Origin of the sequence: Pandoraea pnomenusa, from assembly GCF_040391475.1 — a bacterium.
Taxonomy (GTDB): Bacteria; Pseudomonadota; Gammaproteobacteria; order Burkholderiales; family Burkholderiaceae; genus Pandoraea; species Pandoraea pnomenusa_C.
Map to the genome: position 1 here is coordinate 69,793 of NZ_JBEBXS010000003.1, position 19,234 is coordinate 89,026.

15 protein-coding genes are annotated in these 19,234 nt (G+C 65.8%); 3 read left to right on the plus strand and 12 right to left on the minus strand.

All coding sequences use genetic code 11. The annotated features are described in order from the left end of the window. Window positions 1-144: 144 nt before the first annotated feature. Entirely contained in the window at window positions 145-588 is a 444-nt protein-coding gene (locus ABWO90_RS04465; RefSeq protein ID WP_353189997.1) for a hypothetical protein, read from the plus strand. An 84-nt stretch (window positions 589-672) separates the two neighbouring features. Here the strand turns inward: ABWO90_RS04465 and ftsB are convergent, their stop codons facing one another. The 9 genes from ftsB to ABWO90_RS04510 form a co-directional block, all read right to left on the minus strand. Further along, on the minus strand, window positions 673-1,104 hold the full coding sequence (gene ftsB, locus ABWO90_RS04470; protein ID WP_353189998.1) for a cell division protein FtsB: 432 nt from the start codon (window positions 1,102-1,104) through the stop codon (window positions 673-675). Window positions 1,105-1,176: 72 nt separating this feature from the next. Further along, window positions 1,177-2,460, minus strand: coding sequence for a phosphopyruvate hydratase (gene eno / locus ABWO90_RS04475; protein WP_353189999.1), 1,284 nt, complete (start codon window positions 2,458-2,460; stop codon window positions 1,177-1,179). Between the two features lie 407 nt (window positions 2,461-2,867). After that, complete coding sequence (gene kdsA / locus ABWO90_RS04480) at window positions 2,868-3,722, minus strand: 3-deoxy-8-phosphooctulonate synthase (protein ID WP_353190000.1); 855 nt, start codon at window positions 3,720-3,722, stop codon at window positions 2,868-2,870. A gap of 36 nt (window positions 3,723-3,758) precedes the next feature. After that, window positions 3,759-5,417 (minus strand): CTP synthase, encoded by a 1,659-nt coding sequence (gene pyrG, locus ABWO90_RS04485; RefSeq protein ID WP_353190001.1) that lies wholly within the window; start codon window positions 5,415-5,417, stop codon window positions 3,759-3,761. Between the two features lie 198 nt (window positions 5,418-5,615). Continuing rightward, window positions 5,616-6,446 (minus strand): alpha/beta fold hydrolase, encoded by an 831-nt coding sequence (locus tag ABWO90_RS04490; protein WP_353190002.1) that lies wholly within the window; start codon window positions 6,444-6,446, stop codon window positions 5,616-5,618. A gap of 230 nt (window positions 6,447-6,676) precedes the next feature. Beyond that, the gene (locus tag ABWO90_RS04495; protein ID WP_353190003.1) at window positions 6,677-9,649 is read right to left on the minus strand and encodes a DNA internalization-related competence protein ComEC/Rec2; all 2,973 of its coding nucleotides are present in this window, start codon (window positions 9,647-9,649) and stop codon (window positions 6,677-6,679) included. Between the two features lie 44 nt (window positions 9,650-9,693). After that, window positions 9,694-10,542, minus strand: coding sequence for a TatD family hydrolase (locus ABWO90_RS04500; RefSeq protein WP_353190004.1), 849 nt, complete (start codon window positions 10,540-10,542; stop codon window positions 9,694-9,696). 228 nt (window positions 10,543-10,770) lie between these two features. Continuing rightward, the gene (gene lolD, locus ABWO90_RS04505; RefSeq protein ID WP_353190005.1) at window positions 10,771-11,496 is read right to left on the minus strand and encodes a lipoprotein-releasing ABC transporter ATP-binding protein LolD; all 726 of its coding nucleotides are present in this window, start codon (window positions 11,494-11,496) and stop codon (window positions 10,771-10,773) included. Beyond that, window positions 11,489-12,742 (minus strand): lipoprotein-releasing ABC transporter permease subunit, encoded by a 1,254-nt coding sequence (locus ABWO90_RS04510; RefSeq protein WP_353190006.1) that lies wholly within the window; start codon window positions 12,740-12,742, stop codon window positions 11,489-11,491. Before ABWO90_RS04510 ends, lolD begins: the two co-directional genes overlap by 8 nt. A gap of 171 nt (window positions 12,743-12,913) precedes the next feature. Here ABWO90_RS04510 and ABWO90_RS04515 point away from each other — a divergent pair, with 171 nt between their 5' ends. Both ABWO90_RS04515 and recJ read left to right on the plus strand, forming a co-directional pair. Beyond that, window positions 12,914-13,993: a regulator gene (locus ABWO90_RS04515; protein WP_353190007.1), complete on the plus strand. Its 1,080-nt coding sequence runs from the start codon at window positions 12,914-12,916 to the stop codon at window positions 13,991-13,993. Further along, window positions 13,990-15,687: a single-stranded-DNA-specific exonuclease RecJ gene (gene recJ / locus ABWO90_RS04520; RefSeq protein WP_353190008.1), complete on the plus strand. Its 1,698-nt coding sequence runs from the start codon at window positions 13,990-13,992 to the stop codon at window positions 15,685-15,687. Before ABWO90_RS04515 ends, recJ begins: the two co-directional genes overlap by 4 nt. 106 nt (window positions 15,688-15,793) lie before the next feature. On the opposite strand, the gene ABWO90_RS04525 is transcribed toward recJ, so the two are convergent. The 3 genes from ABWO90_RS04525 to ABWO90_RS04535 all read right to left on the minus strand — a co-directional run bounded on the left by ABWO90_RS04525 (window position 15,794) and on the right by ABWO90_RS04535 (window position 19,130). Beyond that, entirely contained in the window at window positions 15,794-16,270 is a 477-nt protein-coding gene (locus ABWO90_RS04525; protein WP_353190009.1) for a hypothetical protein, read from the minus strand. After that, window positions 16,260-16,844 carry a hypothetical protein gene (locus ABWO90_RS04530; protein WP_353190010.1) on the minus strand — a complete coding sequence of 195 codons (585 nt, stop codon included), beginning with the start codon at window positions 16,842-16,844 and terminating at the stop codon, window positions 16,260-16,262. Before ABWO90_RS04530 ends, ABWO90_RS04525 begins: the two co-directional genes overlap by 11 nt. Window positions 16,845-16,925: 81 nt before the next feature. Further along, window positions 16,926-19,130 carry a TonB-dependent siderophore receptor gene (locus tag ABWO90_RS04535; RefSeq protein WP_353190011.1) on the minus strand — a complete coding sequence of 735 codons (2,205 nt, stop codon included), beginning with the start codon at window positions 19,128-19,130 and terminating at the stop codon, window positions 16,926-16,928. Between the last annotated feature and the right edge of the window lie 104 nt (window positions 19,131-19,234).

Below are 19,234 nucleotides of genomic sequence, written 5' to 3' on the forward strand. Positions count from 1 at the left end.
CGCCACGCCACGCAGGATCGCCGTCGGATCGCGGCCCCGTCGCTTCAGCACGCCCTACGTAGCCTACGGGAACGTATGGCGTGCCCGCGAATCTGAGTTTGAGCATCGACGATAACGACAGGCATTCGCTCGGGGAACTCACGCATGACCAGATCCGCGCCTTTGGCGCCCTCCGCTTCCATCGCCTCCATCGTTTCCGCCGGTGCCCCCGCGATTCGTCGCATTGGCGGGACACTCGGCGTGCTCTCCCTGACGCTCGCGGCGGGTTGCGCGCAGCTGCAACTGCCGCCGCCCGACGCACCGGTGGCGCGCCTGCCCGAAGCACCGCCGAGCGCCGCAGCGCCTGCCATGACGGAGGCACAAGCGCAGGACCTTACGCGGCTGAACAAGCGGATTTTCGAGGAACAGGAATCGACCATCGAGCAAGAGCGCGCGCAGCGGGCGCTCGATGCGGCCATGCGCAACTACTACAACAGCAACGCCTACTTCTATGGCGGCTGGGGTGGCCCGGGCTGGTATGGCCCGGGATGGTACGGACCCGGATGGTACGGCCCTCGCTCGTCGGTGGGCGTGAGTGTCGGCTTCTGAGCGACACCATGGCGTGAGGCAATAAAAAAGGCGTTCCCGAGGGAACGCCTTTTTCGTTTTACGGCCTGCGCCTGCCAGCGGCGATCAGTGATGTTGCGCCTTGTGCGCAGACTGCGCCTTGCCCTTCGACGGCGACGCGGGCGTCGCAGCCGGCGGTGCAGCGGCCACCGTCTTGTGCGCGGGCTCGGTCGACGACACGAGCGGTGCATCGCCGCCCGACACCCCTTGCGGGCCACCGGAGCCGTCCGGACCGACGAACTGCACGAACACTTCGCCGTCCTTGACCATGCCCAGCTCGAAACGAGCGCGTTCTTCGATCGCCGCCGTGCCGTCCTGCAGATCCTGCACTTCGCCGGCAAGGCGATCGTTACGTTCCTTCAACTGCTCGTTCTTCTGCTGTTCGGCGCTCAGCTCGTCGCGCAGTTCGTGCACGTACAACCAACCACCGTGGCCGAACCAGAGCGGATACTGGATCACTACTAACAGCAGCACCAGTACCAAGGTCACCATTCGCATGCTTTCGCCTGGCAAGAATTCCGGGATACGGCCCCCGACCGGAATCGGGGGTCATCTCCCGGGGAAACGGAATTAGCGCAGATTGTAGAACGTTTCCTTGCCCGGATACGACGCGATATCGCCGAGATCCTCTTCGATGCGCAGCAGCTGGTTGTACTTGGCGATACGGTCGCTACGCGAGAGCGAACCGGTCTTGATCTGACCGGCGTTGGTGCCCACGGCGATATCGGCGATCGTCGAGTCTTCGGTTTCGCCCGAACGGTGCGACACAACCGCCGTGTAGCCCGCGCGCTTGGCCATTTCGATGGCGGCGAACGTCTCGGTGAGCGTACCGATCTGGTTGATCTTGATGAGGATCGAGTTGGCCACGCCCTGGTCGATACCTTGCTTCAGGATCTTCGTGTTGGTCACGAACAGGTCGTCGCCGACCAGTTGCACCTTCTTGCCGAGCTTGTCGGTCAGGACCTTCCAGCCGGCCCAGTCGTCTTCCGACATGCCATCTTCGATCGACACGATCGGGAACTTGTCGCACAGATTGGCGAGGTAGTCGGCGAACTCTTCCGAGCTCAACGACAGCCCTTCACCGGCCAGTTCGTACTTGCCGTTCTTGTAGAACTCGGTCGAAGCGCAGTCCAGTGCGAGCAACACGTCGTCGCCCAGGCGGTAGCCGGCGTTTTCAACAGCTTGCTGGATGGTCGTCAGGCACTCTTCGTTCGACGCGAAGTTCGGTGCGAAACCGCCTTCGTCGCCCACGGCCGTGCTCATGCCCTTATCGGCGATCAGCTTCTTGAGCGCGTGGAAGATCTCGGCGCCGCAGCGCAGGGCTTCACGGAAGCTCGACTGGCCAACCGGCATCACCATGAATTCCTGGATGTCCAGGCTGTTGTTGGCGTGTGCACCGCCGTTGACGATGTTCATCATCGGCACCGGCATCTGCATGGCGCCCGAACCGCCGAAGTAGCGATACAGCGGCAGACCGGCTTCTTCGGCAGCGGCCTTGGCCACCGCCATCGACACGGCCAGCATGGCGTTCGCGCCGAGGCGCGACTTGTTGTCCGTACCGTCGAGTTCGATCAGGGTCTTGTCCAGGAAGGCCTGTTCGGCGGCGTCCAGGCCCATGATCGCTTCCGAAATCTCGGTGTTGATGTGCTCGACAGCCTTCTGCACACCCTTGCCGAGATAGCGATCCTTGTCGCCGTCGCGCAGTTCGATCGCTTCGCGCGAGCCGGTCGACGCGCCCGACGGCACTGCCGCACGGCCCATCACGCCCGACTCCAGCAGCACGTCGCACTCGACCGTCGGGTTGCCGCGCGAGTCCAGCACTTCGCGCCCGATGATATCTACGATTGCACTCATGTATTCCTCGGTATCTGTATGACTAAAACGCTAAAGGGAACCTGCTTCGCGCCGCGACCCGCCATGCGCCGTCTCCACGCCGGGCGCGCAACCCTGAGAAGCAGCGCGCGCCGAATCCTGACGTGGGCGCCGATGCTGCGCTCGCGCGGACACCGGCTGGGCAATACGTAGACGGGGGAACAACGGCGCCTCGAAATGAGGCACGGGCGGCCTGTGGGATGACATCGATGTCGACGGTGCGCTCGGCGTACGGCACGCGGGCATCTCCTGAGGGCTCGCCTTCGCGGCGGCCACTGCGACCGCTGCGCGACAAGCTTAACGACTCGACGCCATGCTGCCAAGGCGTCTGGCCGCTATACCCGTCCTGTGGGCGTACTGATAGTGGCCCCAGGACGGTGTGTCTCATTTCAGTTGAAATTATTTTCCAGAAACTCGCCCTGTTTCACCGCCGCGTCAATGGTCTTGAGCGTGGTGAGCAGTTCGCGCATGCGGCCGAGCGGCACGGCGTTCGGACCGTCCGACAATGCGCAGGCCGGATCCGGGTGTGTTTCCATGAACAGTCCCGAGACGCCCACGGCCACGGCGGCACGCGAGAGCACCGGCACGAACTCGCGCTGACCGCCCGAGCTGGTGCCTTGCCCGCCGGGCAGTTGCACCGAGTGCGTGGCGTCGAACACGACCGGCGCGCCGGTCTCGCGCATGATCGCCAGTGAGCGCATGTCCGAGACCAGATTGTTGTAGCCGAACGAAACACCGCGCTCGCAGGCCATGAACACGTCATCGGGCAGACCGGCTTCGCGCGCGGCGTCGCGGGCCTTGTCGATGACGTTGATCATGTCGTGCGGTGCGAGAAACTGCCCCTTCTTGATGTTCACCGGCTTGCCCGACTGGGCGCAGGCACGGATGAAATCGGTCTGGCGGCACAGAAAGGCCGGCGTTTGCAGCACGTCGACGATAGGCGCCGCCACGGCGACATCCTCTTCGGTATGCACGTCGGTCAGCACCGGCACGCCGAGCTGACGGCGCACTTCCTCAAGGATCTTCAGGCCTGCGTCACGCCCCGGGCCACGATACGACTTGCCCGAGCTGCGATTCGCCTTGTCGAACGACGACTTGTAGATGAACGGGATGCCCAGCGCGCTCGTCATTTCCTTGAGCTGCCCCGCGACGTCGATCGTCATTTGCTCCGATTCGACAACGCAGGTACCTGCGATCAGGAAAAACGGCTGATTCAGGCCAACCTCGAAACCGCACAGTTTCATGGGAACTCCTTGTTTCTCGCTCGCTGCGGTTCAGTCTCAGGCGGCCTTCTTGCGCGCTTGCTGACCTGCCAGCGCCGCTTCGACATATGCCTTGAAGAGCGGATGGCCGTCACGCGGCGTCGACGTGAATTCCGGGTGGAACTGAACGCCCACGAACCACGGGTGCACCTGCTGCGGCAGCTCCATCATTTCCGGCAGATTCTCGGTCGGCGTACGCGCCGAAATCACCAGACCTGCGGCTTCGAGCTGCGGGACATAGTGGTTGTTGACTTCGTAACGGTGACGGTGACGTTCGTTGACCGTCTCGCCATAGATGCGCGAGGCCAGCGTTTCGGTCTTGACCGGCACGCGCTGCGAGCCCAGGCGCATGGTGCCGCCCAGATCCGAATTTTCGGAGCGTTGCTCGATCTTGCCGTCGCGGTCCTGCCACTCGGTGATGAGAGCCACGACCGGGTGCGGCGTCGACGGCTCGAATTCCGTGCTGTTCGCGTCGGCCAGCTTGGCCACGTCGCGCGCGAATTCGATCACGGCGAGCTGCATGCCCAGGCAGATGCCCAGGTACGGCACGCGGTTCTCGCGGGCGAAGCGAATGGCCTTGATCTTGCCTTCGGTACCACGGCGACCGAAACCGCCCGGCACGAGAATGGCGTCGAGATGCTTGAGCGCGTCCGTGCCGTCCTTCTCGATCTGCTCGGAATCGATGTACTCGATGTTCACGCGCGTTTCCGTGTGGATGGCGGCGTGACGCAGCGCTTCGATCAGCGACTTGTACGACTCGGTCAGATCGACGTACTTGCCGACCATGCCGATGGTGACTTCATGCTTCGGATTCTCGACGGCATGCACCAGACGCGTCCACATGGACAGGTCGGCCGGCTTGGCTTCGATCTTCAGTTCGTCGCAGATGATCTTGTCCATGCCCTGGTCATGGAGCATCTGCGGGATCTTGTAGATGGTGTCGACGTCCCAGACCGAGATCACGGCGTCTTGCGGAATGTTCGCGAAAAGCGAGATCTTCGCGCATTCGTCTTCCGGAATCTGACGGTCGGCACGGCACAGCAGCACGTTCGGCGAAATACCGATTTCGCGCAGCTTCTGCACACTGTGTTGCGTCGGCTTGGTCTTGAGTTCGCCGGCCGTCGCAATGTACGGCACGAGCGTCAGGTGCACGAAGGCCACGCTGTTGCGGCCCAGGCGCAGGTTCATCTGACGTGCGGCTTCGAGGAACGGGAGCGACTCGATGTCACCGACCGTACCGCCGATTTCGACGATAGCCACGTCCGGATGGCCGTCCCAGGTCGAACGCGCACCGCGCTCGACGAAGGCCTGGATTTCATTGGTGATGTGCGGAATGACCTGCACGGTCTTGCCGAGATACTCGCCACGGCGTTCCTTGCGGATCACCGATTCGTAGATCTGGCCCGTGGTGAAGTTGTTCGCACGACGCATCTTGGCGCTGATGAAGCGCTCATAGTGGCCGAGATCGAGGTCGGTTTCCGCACCATCCTCGGTCACAAACACCTCGCCGTGCTGGAACGGGCTCATGGTGCCCGGGTCGACGTTGATGTAGGGATCAAGCTTGAGGAGGGTGACTTTGAGGCCACGCGATTCGAGAATCGCGGCCAGAGATGCGGCAGCAATTCCCTTACCAAGAGAGGAAACCACGCCGCCCGTGACAAAAACGAATTTGGTCATCGCAGTAATTGCTCGCGGGAAAGCCGGATTATACCCGAAAGCCGCCTCGCCCTCGACGTGCAGCGCGGCAAATTTTGACCTTGACAGGCATCGCACGGGCCGTCCCGGCACGTACGGCGCGCGCTCGCGCGAATCCGCACGCGCGCACAAATGCCACTTCCCCTCCCCGCGCCGCCAACCCGCAGCGAACGACCGGTATCAGGCGGCCATCGGATGGCGATGCGTTCCGCGCAATTCCGCAAGCATCTCCCGCACGGCGGCGGCCGTCTCGAGCGGACGCTCCATTGGGAAAAGATGTGTGCCCTGAACATAGCGCAAATGGGTGCCGACGATACGGCGCGTTGCGCCGATCCCGGCCTGCCGAAGCTCGCGCGACTCCGTGCCTGCGAGGAAGCCGACGGGTACCGGCACGCCTCGCAGGGCGCGAACGGCAAGCAACGGCGGCAGCGTGAGATAGATCCGATATTCGATATCGCGGGCGAATGCGAGCCGTCGCGCGTCGCCCTCTCCGCTCGGAAGCGTTCCGCAATCGATGTAGTCGCGCAGCACGTCCGGGTCCCAGCTCGCAAACGCCGGCTTGCTGGCGAAATGCTGCCAGGCGGACTCCCAGTCGGGCCAGTGATCGCGACGACGCTTGGTCACCCCCGCCGGAGACATGCGTTCGTAGAGCCCGGTCAGCATGCCCAGACGCAGCATCTGCGTGCGCCAGCCAGGGGTCACGATGGGAGAGTCGATCATCACGACACCCCGCACGCAGCGCGGCGCCTTGAGCGCCGCCATGAGGCTGAGGAAGCCGCCCAGCGAGTGTCCGACAAGCCACACCGGTTCGCCGCCGTATTGACGCTCCAGTGTGTCGACCAGCTCGTTGCGCAAATAGCGCCAGCCGGGTGTGACCGGATAACGCGGATCGTGGCCGATGCGATCGATGGCGCGCACGTCGTACTCGTCGGCGAGTGCGCCCAGCATCTTGCGGTATACGCCAGCGGGGAAGCCGTTGCCGTGCGAGAAATGAATGATGTCTCGTGTCATGGAATTCGTTGTCATGGCGAAGCACGCACGCTACGTGGTACTCGCAAAGCCATTTTAGCCAACCGCTCGCCTGATTCCCGTAGAGGTTTCCGTCGAATCGGGACGGGTCGCGGCGCGTTACCGGTGACGACGCTCACGCCGGTCACGCGCGAATGGGCACACGCCTGCGGCACGGCGCGGGCGGACAGCGTGTTGCCGATATCGTTGCGGCATCGGCACCGGCGTGGCGTTCACGGGATCCCGGGCGCCTCCGCATGCCAATACCGGCGATGTCGTTCGCGATACGACGCCGCCTCGATGCCTCGCGCCGTCGCCGTGAAACGCACGCCCCCGTGCGTCGGATTGCTCCAGAGCGCCGCGCCTGCAGCCTGATAGCGGGCGACGACCGGCGGCCTGGGATGCCGAAAACGATTGCGGTAGCCCGTTTGAAACACGACATGCCGTGGCGCTACGGCCTGCACGAACGCTGGCGTCGACGATGTCTGACTGCCGTGATGCGGCGCAAGCAGAATGTCCGCGCGCAGGGCGGAACCGAATCGCGCGAGCATGGTTGTCTCTTGCGGCGCCTCCACGTCGGCGGCAAGCAGCGCGCTGTGGCGCGCGTTCGCCACCTTTAGCACGCAACTGACGCCATTCGGACCCATGCGACCGAGCCAGCCCTCGCGCAGCGCCGGCGTGTCGGGGTGCAGGAACTGGAAGCTCACCCCATCCCACGTCCATCGCTGCCCGGCGAGGCAGGTTTGGTGCCGCTCGGCGGCACGCCGCACCCGGTGGCCGGATGGCAGCGACGACAGGAGCTGCGCCTGCGGGTAGGCCCGAAGCACACTCTCGGCCCCACCGAAGTGATCGTCGTGCGCATGACTGACGACGAGTCGATCGAGCTGCCGGATGCCATGCGCGCGCAGGTAGGGGACGATCACACGTTGCCCAGCGTCCGTACGCGGCCCCAGCGGTGGCCCCGCGTCGAACAGCAACGCGTGTTTTGCCGTCTCCACCAGCACTGCATTGCCCTGCCCGACGTCGAGCATGGTGACGCGGAATTCACCTTCGTCCAGCGGTGGCGAGGTCGCGAAGCATGCCGGACTCAGCAGCGCGAAACCCGCCAATCGGATTCCGGCGCACGCCGCCCTCCAGCCACGCATCCACATGGGCAATGGCGTCAGAATCGCAATCACGCCACCCACGGCCGCAGCCTGAACCCACGCCGGCGCGACAGCCACGCGCCATACCGCCCACGGAAATGCCGCAAGCGTTCCCAGCCAATCGGCCAGCCACACGACGACAATATGGGCGGCGGCCAGCGTCCACTGCGCCAAGGCGTGCGGCAACAGCAGGCTTGCCAGGGCCAATGGCGTCACGATCAGTGTCATGACGGGGATCGCCACGGCGTTCGCCAGCGGACCGAGCAACGGCACCGCACCGAACCAGGCAAGCGACAACGGGATCAGGCCGATGGTCACGGCATATTGCGCTCGCGCGGCCTGTCCGAGCCGCTCGCCCATCGCAACCGCCCACAGGTGCCACCTCCCTCGGCGCTGCGGCTCGGCCGCTGCCGACGCACGTGACTCCCATGACTCCCGTGATGCTCGTCGCGCTCCCCGCGTCACTGATGTGCGACGCCGCCGTCCCGCCATGACCAGCGCCGCGACGGCGCCAAACGACAACCACAGCCCCGGCGTCACGACCGCCCACGGATCCAGCGTCACAATGACTGCCAACGCCCACGTCAGCACGTACGACGGCGCCGCAGATCGTCCGCTCAACAGCGCCGTCACCAATATCGCCACCATGCCGACCGCACGCCGCACGGGCACGCCCCACCCCGCCACCGCACCATAGGCCACCGCGACGATCAGAGCCGCGATCGCTGCGGCCTTCGGCGCGGGCAACCAAAGCGGCAGACTAAAGCGGGAGCCACAGACGCGTCGCCACAGCATTCCCGTCAACGCGGCCACCATGCCAGCAACGAGCGACACGTGGAGCCCCGAAATGGCGAGCAGGTGATTGACCCCGGTATCGGCGAACACCTGCCAGTCGCGCTCGGCGATGTCGCCGCGCTCACCCAAGGCGAGCGCCATCAGTACGCCGCCATATCGGGCCGAGGGCGTCGACGACATGAGCGCCGCTCGAAAATCGTCACGCAGCTTCGCGCGCCAGGCGGCGAATCGATACCCCGGCACCGGTCCGGCCTGCCGGCGCTGCGGCGTCGCTTCCCGCGTCGACTGGCCTTTGCCACGGAAAACCTGCACGAATCCCGTCGCGCGAACGCCTCGCGCCAGCGCCGCCAACTCCGCGTCGAAACCGTGCCAGTTGGCGAATCCCCGTGGCGCCTTGAGCCGTACGGGCAACTGCCATTGCTCCCCCGTACGGGGCGCGGCGACCATGCGCAACATGTTCGCGCCCCCTTCACCGCCCCAGCGCGCCCGGCCCGGCCACACCAGCTCAATTCGCGCCGGCACCGCCGCCCGCTCGCATGTTGCCGAATGACTGCGGTCGTGCAGCGCTGCAGCGCTTTCCGAAACGGACGTCCGGCTCACGTCGGACGGCAGTGCGCATCCGTCCTTCACGAGGTAGGCTCGCTCCACATCGAATGCGAATCGAAGGTTGTCGTCGCTCGACACCGGTAGTCCGTCTACGACGCCCACCACGATCACATCGCGGCCTTCCAGCGATGAAAGCAGGTATTCGCCCAAGCGCGTTTCGGCGCGAAACGCGGCCCACGCGAATCCCAATACACCGGCACACAACGCCAGAATGACCCGCACACCCTGGCGGCGCCAGCGATTGCCCCTGCGCCGACTCGCGCCTTCGCTTTCCACATGCGCCGGTGCATTCGGCGCAACGCCGCCGCGGATTCTTTCATGCCGGGCCGTTGCGTTCGTTCGCGCGCAGTGCGGCGGGTCGATCTCCGGCAGCGCCGCGCCGTTCTGCCCGGCCGTCCCGGATCGCTGCCTTGCCGCGCCCCTCGCGCCGACGACGTCCGTCGCGGGTGCCCGCTCCGGACGCCCGCCGTCAGGTCCCGGAAGCCTCGTGAAATCGCGCGCCGCCGCCCGCCACATCGCCGGGATTGCCGCAAACATCCCAATGGCCGACACCGCAGCCGCACCGCCAACGACAGCGCCGAACCACGGCCCGGAAGGCAACGTCGGCGCCTGCTGCAGCCACCAGACGCCTGCGACCCACGCAAGCAGCACCAATCGCATGACGTCACCACGTCATGGTTCAGGATTCGCGCGACGCCCGGGCGTCAGCGCGATACCGACGGGGAAATAAGCGAGGTAACAGGCGTCGGCCCGTCGCCGGGCGTCATTGCCATCGCACCGGACAGGCGCGGCAGCACGCGCCACGCATTGGCGCACGTCGCCTGCGATAGCGCGTCATCCGACACCCCGCGAAGCGCCGCAAGCACCTGCGCGATTCGCGGCAACTCGACCGGGCTATTGCGCTGCTTGTAACGCCATTCCGGCGCAATGTCAGGCGCATCGGTCTCGAGGACGAGGGTATCGAGTGGCAGATCCGCCGCGAGACGACGAATCTGGAGCGCGCGATCGAAGGTCATCTGCCCGCCGAACCCCAGACAGAAACCTCGTTCAATGAACATGTCCGCCTGCTGACGGCTGCCATTGAACGCATGCGCGATGCCGCCGCGCGGCGTGAAGATCCGGAGTTGCTTGAGCAGTGCGTCCTGCGAACGACGCACGTGAAGAATGACAGGCAGATCGAAGTCGCGCGCGATCCTCAACTGCTCGACATAGAAGAATTGCTGACGCTCGGGGTCCAGCGTCTTGACGAAGAAATCCAGACCGATCTCGCCGATACCCACGAAGCGCGGATCGCCCATCGCCGCTTCCACCGCGCGGCGCAACGTCGCAATGTCCTCGTCTCGTGCGCGCGGCGTGTAGAGCGGATGGATGCCGAGCGCATACGCGCCCCCCGGCATCGCGCGAGCGGCCGCACGCGCCGCATCGAAGGTCGCGCACTCGACGGCGGGCACCACGAGTCCCGCCACGCCTGCGGCAGCGGTGTCGGCAATCACGGTCGAGCGGTCGGCGTCGAACTCGGCCGCATCGAGATGGCAATGGGTATCGATCCACATGGTCTGGTGTCCTTGAGCGTCAATTCTACGGGTCAGGGACAAGGCTCGCACGCCCGGCACGCTATGGCCATCGGACAACACCTTGTTCGGGCCTCGGAGATGGCCTAATTTCGCCACGTCCGCCGCGCCCCCTCCGACTCGCAAAAATGCAAAACGCCGGGGAATTCCCGGCGTTTGACTTACCGCAGCGACGCTTCAAACCGCCCCGAAGCGCAACCTCACGCTACCTCACGCAACCTCCAGCACGCCTTCGCGCAACCGGAGTGCGCGGTCGCAACGCCGCGCCAGATCAATGTCGTGCGTCACGATCACGAAGCTGGTCCTGAGCGTCTCGGACAATTCCAGCATCAGTTCGAACACGGTCTCGGCCGTATGCCCGTCGAGGTTGCCGGTCGGCTCGTCGGCGAGCACGCACGCCGGTTGGGTAACCAGCGCCCGCGCCATCGCCACGCGCTGACGCTCGCCGCCCGAGAGCTCCGACGGACGGTGCTTCACCCGCGAACCGAGTCCCACGCGTTCGAGCATTGCCTGCGCACTCGCGCGCGCTTGCTCGGTCGGCATGCGACGAATGCGCAACGGCATCGCCACGTTGTCGAGCGCCGAGAACTCAGCAAGAAGATGGTGAAACTGATAGACGAAGCCGAGCGACTGATTGCGCTGCGTCGTCTTGTCGCGCTCGCGCAGCGACGAAAACGGCTTGCCCAGCAGCGACACTTCGCCGCGCGACGGATCGTCGAGCCCGCCCAGCACGTGCAGCAGCGTGCTCTTGCCCGACCCGGACGCCCCGACGATCGCCACCTTCTCGCCGGGCGCCACGTCGAGACTCGCGCCGTTGAGCACCGTCACGTTGAGCTGCCCCTGCTTGAAGGTCTTGTGCAGATCGCGCGCGCGCAGCACCGGACCGTCGTAGGCGAGATTCGGCACCGGGTTCATGGATGGGTTCGCGTTACTCATAGCGCAGGGCCTCCGCCGGTTTGACGCGCGACGCGCGCCAGCTCGGGTAAATCGTCGCCAGAGCCGAGAGGATGAACGAGATCACCCCGATGCGGATCACGTCCGACGATTGCAGATCCGAAGGCAATTCGGAGATGAAATAGATGTCTTGCGGCAGGAAATGAATGCCCAGCAGACGCTCGATGAACGGCACGATGGTGCCGATGTTGACCGAGATCAGGCAGCCGAGGCCCACGCCGAGCAACGCGCCCGCAAAGCCGATGGTCACGCCCTGCACGATGAAGATTTTCATGATCGAGCCAGGCTGCGCGCCAAGCGTACGCAGAATGGCGATGTCCGCGTACTTGTCGGTCACCGTCATCACGAGCGACGACACCAGATTGAACGCGGCCACGGCGATGATCAGCGTCAGGATGATGAACATCATGCGCTTCTCGGTCTGCACCGCAATGAACCAGTTCTTGTTCTGCTGCGTCCAGTCGCGCACCCACATGTTGCCCGAGAGCGTCTTGGCCAGTTCGCGCGCCACGAGCGGGGCCTGCTCCATGTCCTGAATTTTCAGACGCACGCCGGTCGGACCGTCGAGTCGATAGAGCGTCTCGGCATCGTGCAGGTCGATCAACGCCAGCGAGCTGTCGTATTCGTAATGCCCGGCGGTGAAGATCGCCACCACGGTGAACTGTTTCACACGCGGCAGCACCCCCGCCGGCGTGATCGTGCCTTGCGGCGCGACGAGCGTGATCTTGTCGCCAATGCTCACGCCCAGCCCGCGCGCCAGTTCGCGTCCGAGCACAATGCCGAAGCTGCCCGGCGTGAGATTGGCCAGCGTGCCTTCGGTGATCTGCTTGCCGAGATCGGAGACCTTGGCCTCCTCGCTCGGCACGATGCCGCGCAGCACCACACCGCGCACATTGTCTTCACGCGTGAGCATGGCCTGCTCGCCCACATAAGGTGCGGCGGCGATGACGTTCTTGTTTTGCAGCGCTTCGGCGGCGGTGCGTTGCCAGTCGGGCAGGTTGCCGTCGACCGCAAAGACCTCGATGTGCGCCAGCACGGAAAGCATGCGGTCCCGAACTTCCTTCTGGAAGCCGTTCATCACCGAGAGCACCACAATGAGCGCTGCCACGCCCAGCGCAATGCCGGCCATGGAGATGAAGGAGATGAAGGAGATGAAACCGTTGCCGGAGGATCGCTTGCCGGTGCGTGTATAGCGCCAGCCGATCTGCCATTCGTATGGGAATTTCAAACGGATTCCTGATTCTTGATAAGGATCGATCGGAGCGTGCCGGCGCCGGTCTGCACCAGCGCCTGAGCCCGGCACCCGGTCCCTGCCCGGGGCAACGGACGGCACGTTCCGTACCTGACGTCAGGGTCACCCAACTGCCAGCGCGAAGTTTGCCATACAATTCGCCTCGACATGGATACACCTGCCCTGCACTTTCTCTTGCCGTTCGCGCTCCCCGCGTCGGCCCATTTGCCCGCACTGCTGGCCGAATTGGAGTTGCCCGCGCTCGAAAAGTTGCTCGCGCGCGGCGTTCCGGCGGCGCAGGACGTGCCGGAAGACCCGTTTGTCCCCACGCTGCCGCACGAGCGCTGGCTGGCCGACGCCTTCGGCCTGCCCGGCGTGCCCGCGCGCGCGCCGCTGGCGCCGTTCATGCTCCTCGAGGACAGTGGCTCGCTCGATACCCGCGTCTGGTATTGCGCCCAGCCCGCCCATATCCACATCGCCACCGACCATCTGGTGCTGACGGACCCGGCCGAGCTGGCGCTGAGCGCCGAGGAATCGGCGGCCCTCTTCACCACGGCGCATGCGCTGTTTGCCGAAGAAGGCGGCGAGCTGATCGCCCCGCGCCCCGATCGCTGGTACCTGAGCGCACCGGCGCTCGGCGAGCTGCTGACGGCGTCTCCGGCCCGCGCGGCCGGTCGTAACGTCGATATCTGGCTACCCCAGGGCAAGGCCGAGCTGACGTGGCGCAAGTGGCAGAACGAAGTGCAGATGGCCTGGTACGACCATCCGGCCAATCAGGCCCGCGAAGCGCGCCGCCTGCCGCCGGTCAACGCCTTGTGGCTGTATGGCGGCGGTCAGCGCATTGCCGCGCCCCGCCTGAATCGCCCATGCGTGACCGTGCTGGCCGACGACCCCGCCACGCGCGGTCTGGCCACTCACCTCCAGATCGCCTTGCATGGCACGAGCGCGGGCCTCGGCGCCGCGAACGGCCGCACGCTCGTGCAGATCGACTCCCTTACACCGCATTTCCTGATGGAAGACTGGGCGCGCTGGCGCGATGCCCTCGTGGACATCGACCGCACATGGCTCGCCCCCGCGCTCGAGCGCGTGTCCAAGGGCGAGTCGCGGGAAGTCGCGCTCACCCTGTGCGGCGACAGCCACAGCCTGACGATTCGCTCGCGCGGTGGCGACCTGCGCAAGTTCTGGCGACGTCAGTCGCTCGACGCCCGCATGGTGTCGTTCGCCCGGCTGGGTGAGGTCGTGGCATGACCGACATCGTCACCCGTCATGTCGACGACACGACTGCCGACGCCCTGGCGCGAGACGGCGTTCACCCGGTGCTCGCCCGCTTGTTCGCGTCGCGCGGCGTAGTCGGCAGCGAAGAGACCGAGACGGCGCTCGCGCGCCTGATTCCGCCCACACAGCTCAAAGGCGCGCAGGAAGCCGCTGTCTTCCTCGCCAACGCCATCGATGCGGGCAAGCGCATGCTCGTCGTGGCCGACTACGACTGCGACGGGGCAACCGCCTGTGCGGTGGCCGTGCGCGGCCTGCGCATGTTCGGCGCCAAGGTCGAGTACCTCGTCCCGAACCGCTTCGAATACGGCTACGGCCTCACGCCCGAGATCGTGGCGCTGGCCGCCAAGGGCAAGCAAGGTCCGCCTGATGTCTTGATTACCGTCGACAACGGCATCGCCAGTCTCGACGGCGTGGCGGCCGCGCAAATGCTCGGCATCGAAGTCGTGGTGACCGATCACCACTTGCCGGGCGCAGACCTGCCGAACGCGCGTTGCATCGTCAACCCGAACCAACCCGGGTGCGAATTCCCGAGCAAGAATCTGGCAGGCGTGGGCGTAATGTTCTACGTGCTGCTCGCGCTGCGTGCCGAACTGCGCGCGCGCGGCGCCTTCGAGGGGCGTGAGCAGCCGCGTCTGGACACGCTGCTGGATCTCGTCGCGCTGGGCACCGTGGCCGACGTCGTGAAGCTCGACGCCAACAACCGCATTCTCGTCGCGCAGGGCCTCTCGCGCATGCGCGCAGGCCGGATGCATCCGGGCATCAACGCGCTGTTTCGCGCCGCTGCCCGCAATGCCCGCCAGGCGGGCAGCTTCGATCTGGGCTTCGGTCTCGGCCCACGCCTGAATGCCGCCGGACGCCTCGCCGACATGTCGCTCGGCATCGAGTGCCTGCTCACCGACGACGACGCGCGCGCATGGCACCTCGCCCAGGAGCTCGACGCCATGAACCGCGAGCGCCGCGAAATCGAAGCCGGCATGCAGCAGGAAGCGCTGGCCGATCTGGCACGCTTCGATCCGCGCGCCGCCACCACGCTGTGCGCGTTCAACGAGACCTGGCATCAGGGCGTGATCGGCATCGTGGCCGCGCGGCTCAAGGAGAAGTTCTACCGTCCGACCATCGTGTTCGCACCGGGCGACGACGGGCAGATCAAGGGCTCCGGACGCTCGATTCCGGGCTTTCACCTGCGCGACGCGCTCGATCTCGTCACCAAGCGCGAGCCGGGGCTGATCGGCAAGTTCGGTGGCCACGCGATGGCGGCCGGCCTCACAATCGCCGCCGACGCCTTGCCGCGCTTTCAGGCCGCCTTCGAAGCCGTCGGTCAGGAATGGCTCGACGAGAAGGCACTCTCCCGTGTGATCGAGACGGATGGGGACATCGGCGACGAATGCTTCGTCCCGCCGTTCGTCGCGTTGCTCGACGCGCAGGTTTGGGGCCAGGGGTTCCCGCCACCGGTGTTCTCGGGGGAATTCGACGTGCTTTCGCAAGCGATCCTCAAGGACAAGCACCTCAAGCTGCAACTGGGGCGCGGCCGCATGCGCTTCAATGCGATCTGGTTCAACCACGCCGACACGTTGCCGAGCCGCGCGCGCTTCGCTTACCGATTGGCGGCCGATACGTTCAACGGGGTCTCGCGCGTACAGATGATCGTCGAGCACGCCCAGGGCTGACATCGCACGGCGACGGTGCGCCCCGCCTTCCGGGCAACACCGTCGCCTTCCCCTTGCACGCTACGCCGCTACCTGCGGCATGCCCCAACCGAATCTCAATTGAATCTCAACCGAACGGCGCTGCTGAGCGACGCGTGCGTCCGATCGGCGTGACGAATGCGAGCACGGCGGGCGCCAGCACGCGTACCCGATGCCAGCAACGCGACGGCACCACCGCCAGTCGCGGCGCCACGATTTCCAAGGTTCGCGACACCCCTGCCAGATCGACGTAGTCGAGCGCCAACGCACCGCGCGCGACCATCAGCAGTTCGTCGCCCGCTTCGTGGCACTCCCAGATGTCTGCATGGACGGCTGCGTCGTCGGGCGCATCGAACATGCCGATCATGCGCCGTGCGCCGCTTCGTGTGGCAAGCGTTGCGAGCATGTCGTCGTCATAGAGCCCGAGGAGCGCGTCTCGCCCCATGCCGCAAGCCCACGGCAGCCGCGCCCCCAACGCCCGCTCGTGATCGCCGTGAATGTCTGCCGCGTCCCCGGTATCGGGGACATCATGGCCATCACGGACGTTTCGCGCGTCAGCGCCCACGAACGGTCTCCCCGGCGGGGGTAGCAGGGGTAGCGGCGCCGTCGAGCACCAGCTTCGCCGACACGTGACGCGGCCCCATCACACGCTGACCGGTCAGCACGATGGTGCGCATCGCCTCGGCCCAGCCCTGCATCGACGCGCGCGACACCTCCGCGTGTACGACACTCGTGCCGGCGGAACTGGCGCGACGCGGTGCCTTGCCCGCCGGCCAGGCGCGGCGCAATTCGTCGTCGACAGGCGTGTCGTGGAAGCCGCCGCTCATCGTGACGTCGAACGCCAGGGCGCTGCCCGTGCAATACGCCATGCCCGAGACACCGAAGCGGTGCTCGCCTTCCGCGACCAGCCCCGTTACCTGAAACAGGCGAGACGACGCCCCCTCGCGCGGCGCGAGCACCAGCTCGATGGGCAAAGGCCCTTCGCCGTCGAGTTGATATGTCCCGTGCAGCGCGACCGTCGACGCCGCGCCGGCGCAGACGTCCGATCCCGGCGCCGCCGCGACCGTGGCCGCTCCCGAAAGCAGCAATGCCGCCGCAGCGCCGTGAATGGCGCACTTGAGATTCGTCGTTGGGTTCATGTCCTGGCTCCTGTGTGAAGACGCGACGCCGACAACCGACCGGCAAGCCACGCTCGCCGGTCGGTTGTCGCATCCGTCGTTTCAGTAATCGGCACGCAAGGTCAGCATGACGCTGCGCGGTGTGCCGTAGTGGTTGTTCCAGCTCGCGTTCGACAGGCTCTGGTAGTAGCGCCGATCGAAGACGTTGTTCAGATTGAGCGCCGCCGACACATGCTTGTTGTAGCGATACCCCGCGCGCAGATTCACCGTCGCGTAGCCGCCTTGCCGGAGCCGCAGCCCGTTGGAGGTGGCCGACGTCTCGCTCTGCACGTCGATGCCGCCGCCCACGCTCCAGCGCCGCGCGTCGAAGGGCAGTGCGTAGTTCGTCCAAAGGCGCAGCAGATGACGCGGCGCGAAGTCGGCGAACGTCTGCCCCTGCATCGTGGCGTCGCTGAGGTACTTCGTCGTGTTGAACGTGTAGCCTGCGAACACATTCCACGCGTCGGTGATCTGCCCGTTCGCCTGCATCTCCACCCCCTGGCTCTGCACGTCGCCCGACGCGATGTAGCGGCACGTCGTGCCCACGCACGGCACGCTCGGGTCGGTCTGCGCCCGGTTCTTCTGACGGATGCGGAACACGGCGAGCGAGACGTCGAGTGCGCCGTCCAGCAACTGCCCTTTCACGCCCGCCTCGTAGCTCGCGCCGGTGATCGGCTTGAGCAGGTTGTCGCCCGCGTCGAGCACCGTCTGGGGCTGGAAGATGTCGGCATAGCTCGCATAGAGCGACCACTGATCGTTCAGATCGAACACGATGCCGCCGTAAGGCGTCGCCTTCGCGCCGGTGCGGTAGCTGCTGGCCGGCGCGTGCTGGTCCCACCACGACACGCGCGCGCCCAGCACGAGCGTGAGCGGTTGCGCAAGACGTATGCGTCCCATGACGTAGGCGCCGTTCTGAACGGTGCGTGTGGGCGTCACGCTCGAGAACGGGCCGGTGGCCGGCTCCGGGACCGTGTTCGGGTCCCAGCGGAAAACGTTGACCGGACGGCCATTGACCGGCGGCACGAGCGCAGCACTGCGTTGTTGTGTCGTGGCTTCGAGCCGTTGCAGCCCGAAGAGCAGGTGATGCTCGCGGCCGAACAGCTTCACGGGGCCGTCGACCTGCAAGTCCAGGCCGGTCTGCGTGTTGTCGAAGCGATATGCCGCCCCGGTCAGTTGGCTGCCCGCGCCGGTCGACGGATTGATCGCGCCGAATGCCACGCCGTATTTGAGATCGCCGCCGGCATCGAGATAGTTCGCCGAGAGTTTCGCCGCCCAGCCGCTGCCCAGTTGCTGTTCGAGCGTGCCGAATACGCGCGTTTCGGTCCAGTTGAAGGTGTCCCACGACGAGCCCAGGAAGGTGGCGCGCGGCAGATTCAGGTCGCCTCCCGTGGTGGAGAACGGCACACCCGCGAGGTTCGGCGTCGAGGTCGTGCGCTGATGCTGCACGCCGACACGCAACATCGTCGACGCCGTGAGATCGGCCTCGGTCACGCCGTAGATCGTCGTGGCGTGCTGGCGGCCCACGTCGTAGTACATGCGCTGGCGGTCGTCCGAGACGGCGACACGCGCGCGCAACGAGCCGCTGGCGTTGAGCGGGCCGCCGATGTCGGCCTCCTCGCGATACCGGTCCCAACTGCCGAGCGTGGCCGACGCCGACGCCGCGAACGTCTTGCCCGGCCGCTTGTGCACGAGATTGACGAGTCCGCCCGGATTGCCCGTGCCGTGAAACAGGCCAGTCGCACCGCGAATGATCTCCACGCGTTCATAGGGCGTCATGTCCTGCGGACCTGCGGCCGTGTTGGCCATGAGGACCGGCACGCCGTCCTGCTCGAAGGCGTCGAGCTTGAAGCCGCGCGAGTAGAACGCCGTCGTGAGCAGCACGTAAGGTTGCACGGTAATGCCGGGAACCCGCTGCAAAACGTCTTCGACGGTGTGCGTGCCCTGCTGCGACATGAGCGTCTCGTCGACCACCGTGACGGTTTGCGGGATATCGCGCACCGACGGCGCAATGCGCCCGAGCAACGACCCCTGCTTGTCGGGATCTCGCTCGGCCGTGCCGCTCACCGTTGTGACGGGCAACGCGGCTGCGGCGTTGGTGGATACAGACGACTCGGCGGGCGCTGTCTGCGCGAAGGCAGACGTCACGACACCGCCGGTCACGACGGCGAGCGCCGCCAGGCTAACGGCTCGCCACACCCCGGGCGTGACCATCGGCGCCGTGCGCAAATCGGCAGCGGCACTGGAACAGATTGTTTTTTTGGAAGACATCGGCAACACATCAACGAGACGGAAAATCGATCTCGTCATCGTGCCGGGTACGTCCGGCCGTGACTCGCGTTTGCATCACCATCGCTGGCGATGCCATCACGAAG

Bases quoted from the DNA above. Each gene is read 5' to 3' on its own strand.
- ABWO90_RS04465 (WP_353189997.1), top strand. From the start codon at position 145: ATGACCAGATCCGCGCCTTTGGCGCCCTCCGCTTCCATCGCCTCCATC.
- ftsB (WP_353189998.1), bottom strand. From the start codon at position 1,104: ATGCGAATGGTGACCTTGGTACTGGTGCTGCTGTTAGTAGTGATCCAG.
- eno (WP_353189999.1), bottom strand. From the start codon at position 2,460: ATGAGTGCAATCGTAGATATCATCGGGCGCGAAGTGCTGGACTCGCGC.
- kdsA (WP_353190000.1), bottom strand. From the start codon at position 3,722: ATGAAACTGTGCGGTTTCGAGGTTGGCCTGAATCAGCCGTTTTTCCTG.
- pyrG (WP_353190001.1), bottom strand. From the start codon at position 5,417: ATGACCAAATTCGTTTTTGTCACGGGCGGCGTGGTTTCCTCTCTTGGT.
- ABWO90_RS04490 (WP_353190002.1), bottom strand. From the start codon at position 6,446: ATGACACGAGACATCATTCATTTCTCGCACGGCAACGGCTTCCCCGCT.
- ABWO90_RS04495 (WP_353190003.1), bottom strand. From the start codon at position 9,649: ATGCGATTGGTGCTGCTTGCGTGGGTCGCAGGCGTCTGGTGGCTGCAG.
- ABWO90_RS04500 (WP_353190004.1), bottom strand. From the start codon at position 10,542: ATGTGGATCGATACCCATTGCCATCTCGATGCGGCCGAGTTCGACGCC.
- lolD (WP_353190005.1), bottom strand. From the start codon at position 11,496: ATGAGTAACGCGAACCCATCCATGAACCCGGTGCCGAATCTCGCCTAC.
- ABWO90_RS04515 (WP_353190007.1), top strand. From the start codon at position 12,914: ATGGATACACCTGCCCTGCACTTTCTCTTGCCGTTCGCGCTCCCCGCG.
- recJ (WP_353190008.1), top strand. From the start codon at position 13,990: ATGACCGACATCGTCACCCGTCATGTCGACGACACGACTGCCGACGCC.
- ABWO90_RS04530 (WP_353190010.1), bottom strand. From the start codon at position 16,844: ATGAACCCAACGACGAATCTCAAGTGCGCCATTCACGGCGCTGCGGCG.
- ABWO90_RS04535 (WP_353190011.1), bottom strand. From the start codon at position 19,130: ATGTCTTCCAAAAAAACAATCTGTTCCAGTGCCGCTGCCGATTTGCGC.